The 15,407-nt window shown below is 65.9% G+C and carries 12 protein-coding genes and 1 CRISPR repeat array; of the genes, 9 read left to right on the top strand and 3 right to left on the bottom strand.

The annotated features are described in order from the left end of the window. The first annotated feature begins 596 nt into the window (after positions 1-596). From DAERI_RS21330 to cas2, 9 genes are all read left to right on the top strand, one after another. A complete protein-coding gene (locus DAERI_RS21330; protein ID WP_103131462.1) occupies positions 597-2,195 on the top strand; it encodes a tetratricopeptide repeat protein in 1,599 nt (532 codons plus the stop codon). A 59-nt stretch (positions 2,196-2,254) separates the two neighbouring features. Then, positions 2,255-3,304 (top strand): helix-turn-helix transcriptional regulator, encoded by a 1,050-nt coding sequence (locus DAERI_RS21325; RefSeq protein WP_103131461.1) that lies wholly within the window; start codon positions 2,255-2,257, stop codon positions 3,302-3,304. Between the two features lie 78 nt (positions 3,305-3,382). Further along, a complete protein-coding gene (locus DAERI_RS21320) occupies positions 3,383-5,632 on the top strand; it encodes a CRISPR-associated helicase/endonuclease Cas3 (protein WP_103131460.1) in 2,250 nt (749 codons plus the stop codon). A gap of 367 nt (positions 5,633-5,999) precedes the next feature. Continuing rightward, positions 6,000-6,740 carry a type I-C CRISPR-associated protein Cas5c gene (cas5c, locus tag DAERI_RS21315; protein ID WP_103131459.1) on the top strand — a complete coding sequence of 247 codons (741 nt, stop codon included), beginning with the start codon at positions 6,000-6,002 and terminating at the stop codon, positions 6,738-6,740. Continuing rightward, entirely contained in the window at positions 6,733-8,724 is a 1,992-nt protein-coding gene (locus tag DAERI_RS21310; RefSeq protein WP_103131458.1) for a type I-C CRISPR-associated protein Cas8c/Csd1, read from the top strand. The genes cas5c and DAERI_RS21310 overlap by 8 nt, the downstream gene beginning before the upstream one ends. Further along, positions 8,721-9,617: a type I-C CRISPR-associated protein Cas7/Csd2 gene (cas7c, locus tag DAERI_RS21305; RefSeq protein WP_165794328.1), complete on the top strand. Its 897-nt coding sequence runs from the start codon at positions 8,721-8,723 to the stop codon at positions 9,615-9,617. Before DAERI_RS21310 ends, cas7c begins: the two co-directional genes overlap by 4 nt. Positions 9,618-9,672: 55 nt before the next feature. After that, the gene (gene cas4 / locus DAERI_RS21300; protein WP_103131457.1) at positions 9,673-10,281 is read left to right on the top strand and encodes a CRISPR-associated protein Cas4; all 609 of its coding nucleotides are present in this window, start codon (positions 9,673-9,675) and stop codon (positions 10,279-10,281) included. Beyond that, positions 10,278-11,306 (top strand): type I-C CRISPR-associated endonuclease Cas1c, encoded by a 1,029-nt coding sequence (gene cas1c, locus DAERI_RS21295; RefSeq protein WP_103131456.1) that lies wholly within the window; start codon positions 10,278-10,280, stop codon positions 11,304-11,306. The genes cas4 and cas1c overlap by 4 nt, the downstream gene beginning before the upstream one ends. A 6-nt stretch (positions 11,307-11,312) precedes the next feature. Continuing rightward, the gene (cas2, locus tag DAERI_RS21290; RefSeq protein WP_103131455.1) at positions 11,313-11,606 is read left to right on the top strand and encodes a CRISPR-associated endonuclease Cas2; all 294 of its coding nucleotides are present in this window, start codon (positions 11,313-11,315) and stop codon (positions 11,604-11,606) included. 171 nt (positions 11,607-11,777) lie between these two features. Further along, positions 11,778-12,394: a CRISPR direct-repeat array (repeat unit 37 nt; unit sequence GTTACAGCCGTCATTTAAGGCGGCTGAGGATTGAAAC). Positions 12,395-12,699: 305 nt separating this feature from the next. Here cas2 and DAERI_RS21285 read toward each other — a convergent pair. The 3 genes from DAERI_RS21285 to DAERI_RS21275 all read right to left on the bottom strand — a co-directional run bounded on the left by DAERI_RS21285 (position 12,700) and on the right by DAERI_RS21275 (position 15,095). After that, positions 12,700-13,242 carry a hypothetical protein gene (locus tag DAERI_RS21285; protein ID WP_103131454.1) on the bottom strand — a complete coding sequence of 181 codons (543 nt, stop codon included), beginning with the start codon at positions 13,240-13,242 and terminating at the stop codon, positions 12,700-12,702. Positions 13,243-13,267: 25 nt separating this feature from the next. Beyond that, positions 13,268-14,206, bottom strand: a complete 939-nt coding sequence (locus DAERI_RS21280; RefSeq protein WP_103131453.1) for a hypothetical protein — start codon at positions 14,204-14,206, stop codon at positions 13,268-13,270. Between the two features lie 220 nt (positions 14,207-14,426). Beyond that, complete coding sequence (locus tag DAERI_RS21275) at positions 14,427-15,095, bottom strand: tyrosine-type recombinase/integrase (protein WP_235610502.1); 669 nt, start codon at positions 15,093-15,095, stop codon at positions 14,427-14,429. Positions 15,096-15,407: the final 312 nt, after the last annotated feature.

The following is a 15,407-nucleotide window of genomic DNA, read 5'->3' as shown; positions in this document are numbered from 1 at the left end:
GAGCGAGCGGATCATCCAGAACCAGACCCAGGTTTCAATCCTCAGCCCACCCGAAGGCAGGCTGCAACAGTAGTGTGCCTTTTTTCCGTTGCAGCCGCAAGTTTCAAATAGCTCTGCGCGAACGCCCATAGGGCCCCTCTTTTTGACGACTTCAGGCGGGTGTCCCGGCGGTCCCCACACGTTCCCACCGCCTTTTTCCCACCGCGCGAACCTCCCCTGACTTCCTTGGGGCGGGGGGTTCGCGCCCCTTTTTCTTCCCGACAGCCAGTGTCGGGCTGGCTCCCCATGCTCTGCCCCAGAACGCGAAGGTCGTGTTCACGTCGTTCCAGAACGGGTTTTCCGCTTCTGGGTCTGGGGGATTGCATGCGAAAAGTGCTGTTGAGCCTGCTGCTGGTGCTGGGTGGAGCGTCCGCGCTGCCGGTGAAGGGGGGAGGGGCAGGAAACGCGCCCCTCGACACCGTAATCTGGCCCATCGGCGGATAGCGGGGAACTTCATCCGGGTTGGCGAAGGGTGCGCGGCTCTTCGCCAACTTCTACAATGGGGAGGTGAAGGCTGGAGGGGAAGAGGCGAACGGCACCCGCGGAGGCGTTTTCCAGTGAAGGCGCCCGAACTGGCGGCCCACCTCCGCCACCTGCTCGCCGTGGGGGCCTGGGAGCCCGCGCGACTGAACCTCCTGACGGGAGCCCAGGGGGTCCGTTCGCGGGAGGACGGCGCCCTGCTCGGCCGCGTGGCCCGCGAGGTGCCGCGCGAGGCGTGGCCAGAGCCCGGCTGGCGGCGGGCACTTGCGTGGGCCGCCTACCGGGCGGGCGACGTGCCCCTGATGCGGGACCTGCTGGCGGCGGGCACTCCTGGCCTCGAAGCCTTCGCCGCCTTCCTCGCCTGTGCCGAGGGCCGCCTCGCGGAGGCGATCACGCTCGCGCGGGCAGGGCTGGAGGGGCCGGACCCCGCCGTTGCCGCCCGCTTCCGCGCCCAAGCCCTGACTCGCCTGGGCTCGCCGGGCTGGCGGGAGGCGTACGCGGACGCGCTGCGAAGAGCCCGGGGCCGTGACCGCGCCCTCGTGCGGCTGGACTACGCGGTGGCCCTGAGCTGGCGCGAGGAGGACGTGGCCGCCCGCCCCGAGTTCGCGCAGGCCACCGTGGAGTTCGCCGGGGACGCCTGGGGCCAGGCCTTCGCGGGCTCCAACCTGGGGATCACCTGCCTGCGCCTGGGCGACCTGCGCGGGGCCGAACGCGCGCTGGGGCAGGCGCGAAAGGTGGCGGGCAGGGACGGCGCTGGGCAGCACCGCATGGCCGTTCAGCAGGGCCTGGGCGGCGTCTACCGCGCCTACGGCGAGTATCCCCGCGCCCGTTGGGCCTTCCGGGAGGCGGCCCGCCTCGCCCTCACGGTGGACGACCGGGTGACCGCCCTGCTCGGCGAGGCCCACACCCTCACCCTCTGGGGCAGGCCCGACGAGGCGCTCGCTGTCCTGTACGACGCGGCGGGCCAGGCGGGGATGCTCGACCCGGACGCCGGAAGTCACCCGGTCTTCGCGCACGTGGCCGCCGTCCGCCTCCTGCTCGGCGACGAGGCCGGGGCGCGGGAGGCCCTGGGCCGCGCGGGGAACCTGACCCGGGACGACCGCCGCCTCGCCGAGGTCGTGCGCGCGGAGCTGTCGCGCCGTCAGGGTGACCTCGAAGCCGCCCGCGCCGCCCTGCTCGCCCTGGACATGCGCCCCGTCTGGGTAGGGGAGATGGCCCGCCTCTTCCCGGCCCTCTTCGCCCTGGTGGACGTGCTGCCCCTCGCGCCGCCGCCCCCGGTCGCCCGGGTGAACGCGGAGGGCCCCGTCACCGTGACCCTGCACGGCGAGACCCTGCCCCTCCGTCCCAACCGGCCCGAGGCTACTCTGCTCGTCCTCCTCGTCTCGGAGGGGGGGCGCCTGAGCCGCGAGCGCGTGCAGGACGCCCTCGACCTCCCCGGCCGCGACGAGAACGCGCGCCGCAAGGAACTCAGCCGCGCGGTCGGCGCCCTGCGCGAGGTGCTGGGCTGGCCTGAATCCGTGGTCACGGAGGGGGGCATGATCGGCCTCTCGGCTGAGGTCGAGTGGCGCCTCCACCTCCCGCCCCCCGAGCGCGCCGACCTCTTCTGCGAGGGCCGAACCGACCGCTGGGTGAACGACTGGCGGGTTGACAAGGCCCCACTCATGGAAACGGGCTGAGTGACGCGCGAGGAAAAACCCGCGACAACCCCGCGACACCCGGATTGCACCCTGGGGGCATGGCACCGGCAGACCTCGGCAAGGCCGAACGACTCTTCCGCATCGCGCGGCTGCTGCGCGAGGGGCACCTGACCGTCCGCGACCTGGCGAGCAAGCTCTTTCCCGCGGCGAGCGTGGGCGGCGAGGGCTGGGCGGGCATCGAGCGGGCCCTCCAGCGCGACCTGCTCGACCTCGAACGCCTGGAGCCCGACGACTTCCAGCGCCTCCCCGGCCGCCCGCCGCGTTACACCCTGCGGACGCACCGCACGACCCTGCACCCCGTCACCCTCCTCGCCCTGCATTCGGCGGCCCGGCTGATGTACCACCGCGCGCCGGGCCACCGCCTGCACCACCAGGCGGCGCTGCACCAGCTCACGTCCTGGCTGCCCGAGCGGGTGCAGGGGGTGGTGGGCCGGGGCATGGGGGACCTCGGCAAGCGGCGCTCGCGCGAGGACATCAACCTGGAACACGCCTGCGCCGCCTGGACGGGCGGCCACCCCCTGCGCTTCGAGTACGTCAAGCCCGGCGGCAGCGGCCAGCGCCGCACGAACATCATCGAGATCTACCTCATCGAGGCGCACCCCGCCAATCTCGACCTGTACCTCATCGGGCGCGAGACGACGTACCACCACGCCGTCCGCACCTTCAAACTTTCGCGCATGAGGGCGCTGCAGGTGCTGCACGAGCAGCAGTACACCATTCCCGAGTCCTTCGACCCCACCGAGTTCCTGCACGGCGCCTGGGGGGTGGTGGGCTCGCAGGGCAACCCCACGATGACCGTCCACCTGCGCTTTCGCCACGACGCGGCCTACCGCATCCTGGAGGGCGGCTACGCGCACCTCAGCGAGCCGTTCCTCAACCCCGACGGCACCATCGACACCTCGCTGGAGGCGCCCGTGGACGCCAGCGGCCTCCCGCGCGAGGTCCTCGCCTGGATTCTCAGTTGGGGGCCGCGCGTGCAGGTCCTCGGCCCGCCCGAACTGCGCGCCTACTGGCAACGCGAACTGCGCCTGGCCGCCGAGAACGCCGAGGCCGAGCCGATGGGGTTCCCGACGGGGGGCGCCGCTTGAGCCCGGTGTTCATGGGGCACAGCCCCAGCCGGGAGAATCCCCGGTGGCAGACGCTGAAGGAAAAAGTGGAGGAACGCAGTGGAGTGGACTGAGGAGTTCTGGGCGCATACCCCAAGCAAGGGCAGTAACGGCAAACCTCACGATTTGAGGCGGCATCTACTGGATACGGCGGCGCGTGCCAAGGGGTACGCGGAGGCGTTTGGGGCTGGGAATCTCGCCTACATGCTGGGGCTGTGGCACGACCTCGGGAAGTACAATCCTGACTTTCAGCAGTACCTGCGGGACGCAAAGCAAGCGGAGGAAGAGGGCAAAGAATTGGGGCGTAAGGGTCCACCCCATGCCATTTGGGGCGCGGCTCATCTCCAAAACCTGCTTTCCCAGCATCCTCAGCGGTCCACATTCATCCTGCCTGTGCTGGGGCACCACGCTGGCCTTGAAGATGACAGCGAGGGAGAGCAGAAGATTCTCAGTGAGTCCGAGCGTGGGAGATGGCTGAAAACCATCGCCGAAGCCATCCCAACCTTTGGGCTCCAGGTGCCGTCCCCCCCCGAACAGGTCCCCTCCGACGCCTTCCGCCAGGAGTTCTTCACCCGGATGGTCACTTCCGCCCTCGTGGATGCCGATTTTCTGGACACGGAGCGGCATTTCGGTCAGGAGCGTCCCGAGGCAAGAGAACAGCCGCTGACGGTAGAGCAACTCTGGAGCCGCTTCGGGGGAGGCCGCGAACGTCTTCTTGAAAAGCAGATGCGGGAAGGCAAGGTGCCGGCGCCCCACGTCCGGCAGGTGCGCGACGAGGTTTACGAGGAGTGCCTGAAGACGGCGAGCGGGAAACCGGGCCTCTACCGCCTCACCGTGCCGACGGGTGGCGGGAAGACGCTCAGCGGCCTCGCCTTCGCACTCAAGCACGCTACAGAGAACGGCCTGCGGCGGGTCGTCGTGGCGATTCCCTACACCAGCATCATCGATCAGAACGCCAAGGTTTACCGGGACGTGCTAGGAGCGGATGCCGTTCTGGAGCACCACAGCGCAATCCAGCCGCCGGACAATAAACAGGAGCGGCAGGACCTGGCCACTCTAAGACTGCAACTTGCCACTGAGAACTGGGACGTTCCGTTAATCTGCACGACCTTCGTTCAACTCTTCGAGTCGCTGCTGGCACGGAAGACCAGCAAGATTCGCAAGCTCCACCGCTTGGCCCGGAGCGTCATCGTGCTGGACGAGGTGCAGACATTGCCCCCCGACCTGCGGGCGCCGACCCTCGATGTCCTTCGGACCCTGGTGGACGACTACGGCGTCAGCGTGGTGCTCTGCACGGCAACCCAACCCGCTTTCGAGATGGACGCTTACACGGACTCGTTCAAGGGGATTGAGCAGACCCAAATCGTTCCCCAGTACGCTGAGCACTTCCAGCAGCTCAAACGGGTGGACTATGACAAGCACCCCAACTACCCCGAGGCGGTGTTGTGGCCCGACCTAGCCGCCGAGTTGAAGGAGAGGCCGCAGGTTCTGACCATCCTGAACACCCGCAGAGACGCGCTGGCCCTCATCCGCGCCATGCAGGAGGCGGAGGTTTCCAACATCCGTCACCTCAGCACATTGATGTGTGGTGCCCACCGTCGCAAGGTTCTTGCGGAAGTGGAGGAGCGTTTGGACAAAGGGCAGGACATCCGACTCATTAGCACGCAGGTCGTGGAAGCGGGGGTTGATCTCGATTTCCCCGTCGTGTATCGCGCCCTCGCCCCACTCGACCGCATCATTCAGGCGGCGGGCCGCTGCAACCGCAACGGCAAAGACACGGGGCAGGTCATCATCTTCCAGACTGAAAGTGGCAAGGCTCCGAAAGGGCCGTATCAGAAGGGCATCGAAAAGGCCCGCCGCCTCGTAGAAACTCGTGACATCGCGGAGGAACTGAACGGCACGGACATCCTCCGCGACTACTTCGAGTTGCTGTACCGGGACGTAGAACCCGATGAGAAAGGGGTTCAGTCACTCCGGGGTCAGTTGGAGTTCAGACAGGTGGCCGACACTTACCGCCTGATCGACAACGACACCGTGAGCGTCATTGTGCCTTACGGCGACTACGCGGGGCACCTGCGGAAATGGCAGGAGTTCCCCACGCGCAGGGGTTGGCGAGCGCTCCAGCCTTACATCGTCAACATCTATAGCCACGAGGCGAAGAAACTTCGCGGCCAAGGAATGCTGCGCGAGCTGGAGGAGAACGTCTATCTCTGGGAAAGGAAGGACAAGTATGACGATCTCGTGGGGCTGCCGATTGATCGGGACCCTGCCGACCTAATCCAGTACAAGTACGGGGAAAACATTGTATGAGGGGAAGAGATCACGGTGGTCCCTTCCCCTCGGTCCTGGCTGGGGCCAGAACTCACATGTTTCGATCCTCAACCCCAGAAGGGGTTGCCTCGCTGCCACGAGAAACTTCGGTGCTCCTCCCGATGACGGCTTTACCAATGATAGCCCCGATAAGTGACCCCAGAAGGGCCAGCAGGGCGGCGCTGGGTTCCCGCCCGGTCCACAGATGCCAGCCCGTAAGGGCGACAACGCAGCCGAGGCACACGAAGGTAATGACTGATAGCAGCCTGAGCGTGATTCCACCTCCTTTTCCCACTTTATGGCACATGACTCGGGCAAGAACTCACATGAAGTAGAATTCTGAAGTAAGCTGTTCTCGGAGGTCGGTATGAAAGACCCGTCGGTGTGCCTGCGGGTGCGGGGCGACTATGCCCTGTTCTCCAGGCCGGAGTTTAAAGTTGAGCGCGTCTCTTACGGCGTCCCGACGCCAAGTGCCATGCGTGGCGTGCTGGAGGCCATCTACTGGAAGCCGGAGTTCAAGTACCGCATTCGGCGCATCGGGGTGGTGAAGCTGGGGACGCCGACCACGGTGCTGCGGAACGAGTTGGGCAACCGGCAGGGAAAAACGCCGATCTACGTTGAGGACGACCGGCAGCAGCGTTCCAGCCTGATCCTCAAGGATGTGGAGTATCTGATCCATGCCGACATTCACGTCCAGCCCCACGCAGAGGCGCAGGCAAACGGCGTGAACCTGCTGGTAAAGCACACGGAGTGTTTCAATCGGCGGGCGCGAAGCGGACAGTGCCGCCACCAACCTTATCTGGGGACGCGCGAGTTCTGGGCTGAGTTTGAACCCGCCACGCCGGACGAACAACCGGATACATCGCTCAACCAGGACTTCGGCACGGTGCTGCTCGACCTCGCCTTCGTTCCCAGCAAGGCGCGTAAAGAACTGCAATTCAAGCGGCATGACGGCAAAAAGTGGGCGTTGACGGACGGTTATATGGAGGCAGTGTACTTCCACGCCGAGCTAAAAAACGGTTGGATCGAGGTCCCGCAGGACGACCCGCCCGCCCCTGCTCTGCTGGGCTACGGGAAACTGGACCGTCTGGAGGGCCGCCATGCTTGACGCCCTTGTGGAGCACGCCAAGGACGAGGAGTTCAGCAAACTGCTGCCGCCAACGGGGTTTTACAACTACTCGCAGCCGATTCGCTGGGTGGTGGAACTTGGCCCGGACGGCGCTCGTCTTTCCGAGGCTAACCTGGAAGGGTTGCGATGGTCGCGGCCCTACACGGGGCGCACAAGTGGTGTAGACCCGCACCCGCTCGCGGACGAGGCGAGTTATGTGCTGGGCATCAGCCGCGATGATAAAGGCAAAACAGATGACCGCGCTGCTGAGAAACATGCCAGCTTCATAGCCCTGCTGGAGCGGATGCAGGAGGCTCCCCAAATCGGGCCGGAACTGCGTGAGGCCATTCGGCGTGTTCAAACTGCAATCACCGAGGGCTGGATAGAACAGGACGCGCGCTACAAGGAGATTTCAGCCAAAGACTGGGTGACCTTTGAACTCCTTGACGGATCATTGCAAGGCCAACGCCTCTTTCAGCACCCCGATGCCAAAGCCTTCTGGGTGGCAGAGGCACAGGAGCGCATCGCCGTGCGTGATGGGGACAAACAGGTGGTTACGGGTGAGTGTTCCGTTTGCGGTCTGGTCAAACCACTGATCGGGCGTATTCCAGTCGGAGTCAAGCTCATCAGCAAGCCGGGGCCGCTGCATTCGCTGAACAAGAGTGCGTTCGTGTCGGGCCGCTCTGGGACAGACGGGCACAACAACCTCTGCTACGAGTGTGCGGATACAGCCTCGCGGGTCTTCAACGCCCTGTCGGGAAGCAAGGAACACCGCCGTATCATCGTGATGGACAAGAGCGCGGGCAAGGTGCAACTGGAGAGCCTGCGAAATCAGGTGGCCCTCTTCTGGATCGATGTTCCTAAGGACGCGAAGCAAACTGCCTCTGCCTTTGATTGGGTCTCCGCACTAGGCTCCTTCGGCAACTTCGAGGGGGCGCTCGGCGACATCCTGAAACCCGCGGCACAGGAACCGGACGAACTCGGTGATGATACGGGCGAAGAGGCGCCCAAGCCTGCCAAGCGAACTAAGGGCGCGAAGAAGGGCAGCGACCAGCCCAAGCCCGAAGCCCGCCTTTCGCAACTGTCGCGCCTGTTGAACGTCCAGGGACAAGCTCAGGCGCACGTGACCACCATCGACGGGACGAAGTTTGCGCTAGCCGTCTTCAGCCCGAACGTAGGTCGCACCGCCCTGCGCGAGTGGCTTTACCGGGACCTCGGGCAGGTTGTCTCTCACGTCCGGGACTACCTCAACGGAACGACGGTTAACAACGCCTGGGGACATGCCGGTCAGCCTCACTCCATCAATGCGCTGATGGAGGCGATGGATACCAAGAACGCCAACCTCACCCGTGATCTCATCCGCACAGCCTACCAGGGCACACCGCCACCGCAGGAGCTGCTGGCCCTCGCCGTGCAGCGGTTCCGAACCCTGACCGTCAAGGGTCAGCAGGACAAGCAACTGGCCGAATGGGAACGGCAACGCCACCTGCACGCTCTGGCGGCGGCGCTCAAGCTGGCCCTTTATCACTGGCAACTGGAAACGAAAGGAGACGAATTCATGACGGGTCTGGAGAAGCTGGAGGACAACCCCGCCTACCTCTGTGGACGCTTGCTCGCCGTGCTGGAGGAGGCGCAGCAGGTCTACACCTACCACCAGGGAGGCAAGCGCCTGAAGACTACGACGGCGCAGCGCAGCTTCGGCACAGCGTCTACCGCGCCGCAAGGCATTTTCCCACGCCTCGTGAAGTTGGCGACGGTGGCGCACCTGCCCAGGGCAGGGAAGAACCTGAACATTCAGATGGAAACGCTGATTGCGCAGATTGTAGCTCAGGGTGGCTATCCCGCCTCGCTCGATATGCAGGGGCAGGGCAACTTCGGGCTGGGGTACTGGCACCAGCGGGGTGATATCCGCGCCAACTGGAGCGAAGCCGACAAGAAAGCCGATGAGCAGGCAGAGGCCAACACTGAAGGAGTTGCAGAATGAACACTGAACAGAAAATTGCCAACATCAGCAATCCTGCCGTTCGCCATGAGTTTGTCCTGCTGTTTGATGTCACCAATGGCAATCCCAACGGCGACCCGGATGCCGCCAATGCTCCTCGTACTGACCCCGAAACCCAACTGGGCTTTGTGACAGATGTTGCCATAAAGCGAAAGGTGCGGGACTATTTACAGCTTGCACATGGTACGCCGATGTTTATCCAAAGTCGTGTGGCCCTCAACACCCTAATCGAGAAGGCTCAGGGTGAGTCCGAGGGCAAGACCAACAACAAGGTGGCGAACAAGGACGTTCGCAATACCATGATGGGTAGCTACTACGACATCCGCCTCTTTGGGGCCGTATTGTCCACGGGCAAAGTCAACGCTGGTCAGGTGCGTGGTCCCGTACAGATCACTTTCGCGCGAAGCATCGACCGGGTGCTGCCCCTGGATATCACCATTACCCGTCAGGCCCGCACCACCGAGGAACGCATGGAGACAGGTACGACGGAAATAGGGCGTAAGAGCGTGTTGCCCTACGGTCTCTACCGTGCTCACGGCTTCTTCAATCCGCTGCTCGGCCGCTCCCGCGAAGAAGGTGGAACGGGAGTCACCGAGGACGACCTGCGGCTGTTCTGGGAGGCGCTGGTCAACCTCTTCAACCTCGACCGAAGCGCCAGCCGGGGTGAGATGGCCGTGCGCGGCCTCTACGTATTCAGTCATGACAATGCGCTGGGGAAGGCTCCAGCCCACAAGTTGTTCAAGCTGGTGAACGTGCCTGCTCTTGGGGAGGGGAAAGCACCCCGCAGCTTTGACGAGTACGCCGTAGAGCGTCCACAGGAGGGCGCGCTTCCAGACTTCTCGGGCGTCACCCTGACGGTTCTGACCGAAGGTTAAATTTCTGCCAGGCCGAGCCCCACCGCTCGGCCTCTTTGCTGTTTCGGGAGGTGTTATGGACGACCCTATTCCCCTCTCCGCCCTCCAGCATTTCGTGTTCTGCCCGCGCCAGTACGCGCTGATCCACATCGAGCAGGTCTGGACCGAGAACGAGCAGACGGCGCGTGGCCGGGGTCAGCACGAGCGGGCGCACGGCGGGGGCAGTGAGGAGCGCGACGGCGTGAGGACCCTGCGCGCCCTGCCCCTGGTGTCCCGTGAACACGGCCTCTTCGGCGTAGCTGATGTGGTCGAGCTGCTGCCGGACGGCTCCCCCCGCCCCGTCGAGTACAAGTCCGGGCGGGCCAAATCCAGGCTCGCGGACGAGGTCCAGCTCTGCGCCCAGGCCCTCTGCCTGGAGGAGATGTTCAGCGGGAGCATCCCAGGCGGCTACATCTACCACGTTGCCAGCCGCAAACGGCGCGAGGTGACCTTCACGCCGGAACTGCGCGCCGCCGTCCTTGCCGCCCGCGACGGGATCCGCGAACTGCTGCGCTCACGCAGGCTGCCCGAGCCCGCCGCCGATGACCGCTGCCAGCTTTGCAGCCTCTACGACGAGTGCGAGCCCTTCGCCCCGCGCGACTTCCCCGCCGGGTACGACCCCTTCGAGACGAGGCCCATCCCATGAGGCACCTGCTGAATACCCTGTATGTGCAGACGCAGGGCAGTTACCTGCGCCTGGAGAACGACAACGTGCGCGTGGACGTGGACGGTGAGTTCAAGACCCGGCTCCCCCTGCACCACCTTGACGGCATCGTGGTGTTCGGGAACGTGCTCCTCAGCCCATACCTGATTCAGAAACTGGGCCGTAGTCACAAGCCCGTCACCTGGCTGACCGAGTGGGGCCAGTTCACCGCCCGCAGCGAGACGCCCGTGAGCGGCAACGTCCTGTTGCGCGTGGCCCAGCACGCCTGCACCTGCGACGCGGCCCGCACCCTCGCCGTGGCCCGGTTCATCGCGGCGGGCAAGCTCCAGAACCAGAAGACGACCCTGCTGCGCTCGGCCCGCGAGGCCGCCGGGGAGGACGCCCCCGCCCTGCGCCAGGCCGCCCGGGACATCAACGCGCAGATCGCCGTCCTCCCCCTCGCCGAGACGGTGGACGAGGTGCGCGGCATCGAGGGCACCGCCGCCCGCAGCTACTTCGAGGTGTTCAGCTTGATGCTGCGCGCGAACCGGGACTTCTTCTGGCTGGGCGAACGCACCCGCAGGCCCGCCCGCGACCCCATCAACGCCGTTCTCAACTACGTGTACACCCTGCTGGCGGGCGAGTGCGCCAGTGCCTGCCAGGCGGTCGGCCTCGACCCGCAGATTGGCTTTCTCCACGCCCTGCGTCCCGGTCGCCAGAGCCTCGCCCTTGACCTGATGGAGGAGCTGCGCCCCGTCGTTGCCGACCGGGCCGTGGTCACCCTCATCAACCGCCAGCAGCTCACCCCGCGCGACTTCATCCTGCACGAGGGCCGCACCGTCACCCTCACCGAGGACGGGCGCCGGACCATCCTCAAGCATCTCCAGGAGCGCAAGGGGGAGGAAGTCTACCACCCCATCACGGGGCGCAAGACGCCCATCGGCCTGATCCCGCACGTCCAGGCCCGCCTCCTCGCCCAACACCTGCGCGGTGACCGCCCCCACTACCCACCGTACCTCCACCGCTAAAGTCCCATGATCGACCTCCTGATCACCTATGACGTGAGCACCGAGACCAGTGCTGGGCGCAAGCGCCTGCGCCGGGTCGCCAAGATCTGCGTTGCCCACGGCCAGCGCGTGCAGAACAGCGTCTTCGAGGTCAGCGTGACCGAGGTGCAACTGCTCGCCCTGCGCGAACAGCTCCTGAACGTCATGGACCCCACCGAGGACAGCGTCCGCATCTACCGCCTGCGCCAGCCCCGCGAGAAGTTCGTCGACGCCTTCGGCCGCGATCAATACCGGGACCTCAGCGCCCCCCTGATCCTGTGAGCCCCGCGCGAACCCCACGGTATGCACAGGAGGAGGGGGGTTCGCGCGCTTGCCGGAGTGCGGCTGGGATGCGCTGGGGGACGAAGGCCTGGGCCGCAAACCAACGCCAGTGATGGGGTCGGCGCAACTTGGCGAGAGAACGGCGTTTAGGAACGTTTGAAAAGCGGAACCGTTACAGCCGTCATTTAAGGCGGCTGAGGATTGAAACCTGGTGACCCGCGCGGCGGCGACCCAGACCCGGGGTTACAGCCGTCATTTAAGGCGGCTGAGGATTGAAACCCGGAGTTGACGTGCTGTGCGGAGGCTTCCCCTGCCGTTACAGCCGTCATTTAAGGCGGCTGAGGATTGAAACAGCGCCCGGATGGTCTCCAGCGCCCGCCGGTACACGTTACAGCCGTCATTTAAGGCGGCTGAGGATTGAAACCGGCGCCTCACCTCCGCGTCCACCTCGGCGCTCGTGGGTTACAGCCGTCATTTAAGGCGGCTGAGGATTGAAACCTGGCGAACTCCCGCGCCGAGCTGGACCGCCAGGCGTTACAGCCGTCATTTAAGGCGGCTGAGGATTGAAACCTGACCGCCCGCCTCGCCCACGTCCACTTCATGGCGTTACAGCCGTCATTTAAGGCGGCTGAGGATTGAAACCTCTCCAGCCTGGAACCCACCCGGCACGCGCTGGAGGTTACAGCCGTCATTTAAGGCGGCTGAGGATTGAAACAAGTGGGTGAAGACCCACCGCCGCCACCGTGACATGGTTACAGCCGTCATTTAAGGCGGCTGAGGATTGAAACCAGGACAAGACGACCCGCAGCGGCTCCTACGTCGTTACAGCCGTCATTTGAGGATTGAAGCGTGGGCTTCTTGCTGTCCAACGGGTCCTGAGGGCCGCGATTCCAGCCGACATTTGCAGCGACTGCGGTTGGAGCGTCGCCCTGGTGGAGTGGCGGGGGTGCCACGCCCCAAGCCCCCTCCTCACTGGATTACACTAATGTCAATTAGTGTGAAAACCCAGCTCACCACCCCGGTCTGACTCCATGGTTGCGAGTCTGCCGTTTGTTGTCCGGGTTCCGGCGGGGTGGTGAATCTCCCCGCCGATCTACGGCAGGCGGGCCGTGGCCGCGCGCAGCAGGCGGGAGAGGACCTGCGGGGACGCGCCGCCGGGCCGGGTGAGCAGCACCCGCACGAGCATCCCGGCCCGCTTCGGGGAGTAGGCGAAGGCCTCGCCGGGGACCAGGAAGGCGTCGGTGCCCGCGCCCTTGACATTCTGGAAGCCGCTCCCCGCGACCTTCTTCCGGCTGCGCTTCCAGTCGGCCCACAGGGTCTGTGGCCGCCAGGTGGAATTCGTGCCCGCCTCAAGCTGGCGCAGCTCGATCAGGACCAGGCGGCCGGGGCCGCTGCGGCCCTGGAACGCGCAACTGGAGATCAGGTACTTCTCCGTCCCGGAGGCCCCGAACTGCCCGAGCTCCGGGGTGGGGTAGCGGGTGTGCCACTCGGAGGGCGGGGTCACGCTCTCGCCCAGCGCGGCGCTCGCCTCGGCGGCGGTGAGCAGGGCGCAGGGGTGGACCGGGCTGGGCTGGGCGGCGGCGCTCAGCGACGCGAGGACCAGGGCGGGCAGGGGGCGGTACAGGTTCGGGCGCATGGGGACGACTCCTTCCTGATCGGGGTCAGGGCTGCCAGTTCAGGCTGAAGCTCAGGGCGGGCCGCAGGGCGTTCTCCACGTCCGCGGGCGGCAGGTCCCGGCGTTCCAGCCGCAGGAAGTAGGGCTCTCCGGGCGTGAGGGTGGTGAGGGGCAGCCGCTCGGTCGCCTCCCGCGCCTCGCTGAGCGCCCGGCCCTCGGCCACGACCCTCCCGGTGCGGTCGAGGAGCGCGGCATGCAGGCCCCCGCCGACCACGTCGAGCGCCGCGTACCGCTCGTGCTCGCGGACGAACACGCCCCAGTGCAGGTCGCCGAGTACGGTGAAGGGGCCCGGGTCCCTCTGGGGCAGGAGGGCGACGAGTTCGGGGATGAGTTCGAGGGAGGGCTGCTGGGGCTTCTTGACGGCGTACCCGGCACTGAACCAGTAGCGGGTGCGCCGGGTGCCCTTCACGCGCACCGCGTAGGTGCCGTCCCCGGGCACGCCGAAGCCGTCCTGGGCCGTTCCATCCAGCGGCACCTCGGTCCAGCCGGACCCCACCTGCCGGAAGAGCTGAGCGGCGACCGGCTCGTCCGAGGACGCGACCCGGAAGCGGAAGAATTTCCCGAAGGGGGCGTCCCCCGCGCTTTGCCCGCTGACCGTGAAGCGGTAGTGGTCCACGTCGGCCGCGACGTGCAGGGTGGCGGGCCGCGTGGTGTAGGCCTCGGGGGCGAGGGGCGCGGCGGTGTTCAGCGTGTCGTTCACCTCGAAGGCGTCGGGTCCCAGCCCCTTGTTCGTGACCGTGAGGCCCAGGTCGTACAGGTTGGGCCTGCGGCGCGGCGGCGAGTGCAGGTCCCCCGCTGGCGTAATGCGCGTGCGGTAGGTGCCGGGGGGCAGCAGCGTCCAGTTCACCGTCCGGCCGTTGTCGCCCCAGGTGGCGCTGCCCTGCGGGGGCGCGAGGGGCTTGGTGCCCTGGAAGGTGCTCAGCACGGCCCCCAGGCTGTCCAGGTAGCGCAGCTTCAGGTTGACCTCGGCGTAGTCGCTCAGGGTGAAGCTGAACCAGTCGGGGTCGCCCGACGCGCTGAGGTTGGTCCTCAGGTCGCCGGAACTGAGGGGAGTCGCCCCCCCCGGCGTGTCGTTGGGGCTACGACAAGATTGACGAATCCTACTACGCTAAGGAGAAAAGAGAGGCCTAGCCGCTCTTTTCGGGCTACTGACGACCGCTCAGCGCTCGGACGTAGCTCTCGCCCATGTTCCGGGCGCTGGTTTGAGCGTAAATCTGGGTGGTCGTGATGCGCTTGTGGCGCAGGAACTTCTGCACCTGATCCAGCGGCATTCCCGCGTCCAGCAGGATGGTCGCCACGCTGGCGCGCAGGCGATGGGGTGTCACCATCTTTTCGATCCCGGCCCGGCGCGCTGTGTCCTTCACGATGAGCTGGATGGCCCGCGCCGTGTACCCATCATGCCGGTTGCTCTCGAACAGATACCCCGTCCGGCGCCCCGCGAGATGGGTCCGCAGTTCCTGGGCCAGGGCGGGCAGGATCGGCACATACCCGTCGCTGCCGCCCTTCGCGTGGGCGATGTAGACCTGAGGCGGGTCCAGGGCCAGATGCAGGTCCGTCACGCGGATGTTGATGAATTCGGACACGCGGGCGCCCGTGTAGAACAGTGTTTTGACCATCAGCCCGTACCCGCTGGCCCGGCGGTAGGCCGCCTCGGTCAGCCGCTCGACCTCCTCGCGGTCGAGGCGGTCCACCGTGCGCCTGCGTTCCTTGGGAGCGGCGAGCCCCAGGGCTCGCCTCACGTCCTCGACGACGTGCTTGGTCTGGTCGTAGCTCAGGTGGTGCTTGCGCCACAGCTTGACCGTTTCCCGTACCACCTCACGCAAGGAGTTCGCATCTCCTATTTGACCGCGAAGTTCAACCTCTTCTCCGGGCGCTTCGACGTGTAGCATCCCCCAGCGTAGCCCTGACTTGTTCGGGGTATCGGCCTTCCACGAACTTCTCTCGCCCTGCGAGCGTGAGGCAGAAGAGACTGGGCGGATGTGGTGAGCACGTAAAGGGGTATCAGACCAGGAAGATTGAGCTTCCGCCGCCGAGGTTCAAGCTGGCCTGGTTGAACTCGTTCTTCGCCCCTCCCCTACAGAGGGGCGGCCGTGCCGGAGATCACCCCTCCGCACGGCCGCCCTTGT

The organism is Deinococcus aerius, from assembly GCF_002897375.1.
Lineage (GTDB): Bacteria > Deinococcota > Deinococci > Deinococcales > Deinococcaceae > Deinococcus > Deinococcus aerius.
The sequence above is the reverse complement of the archived record's forward strand: the minus strand, read 5'-3'. Positions and strand labels throughout refer to the sequence as shown.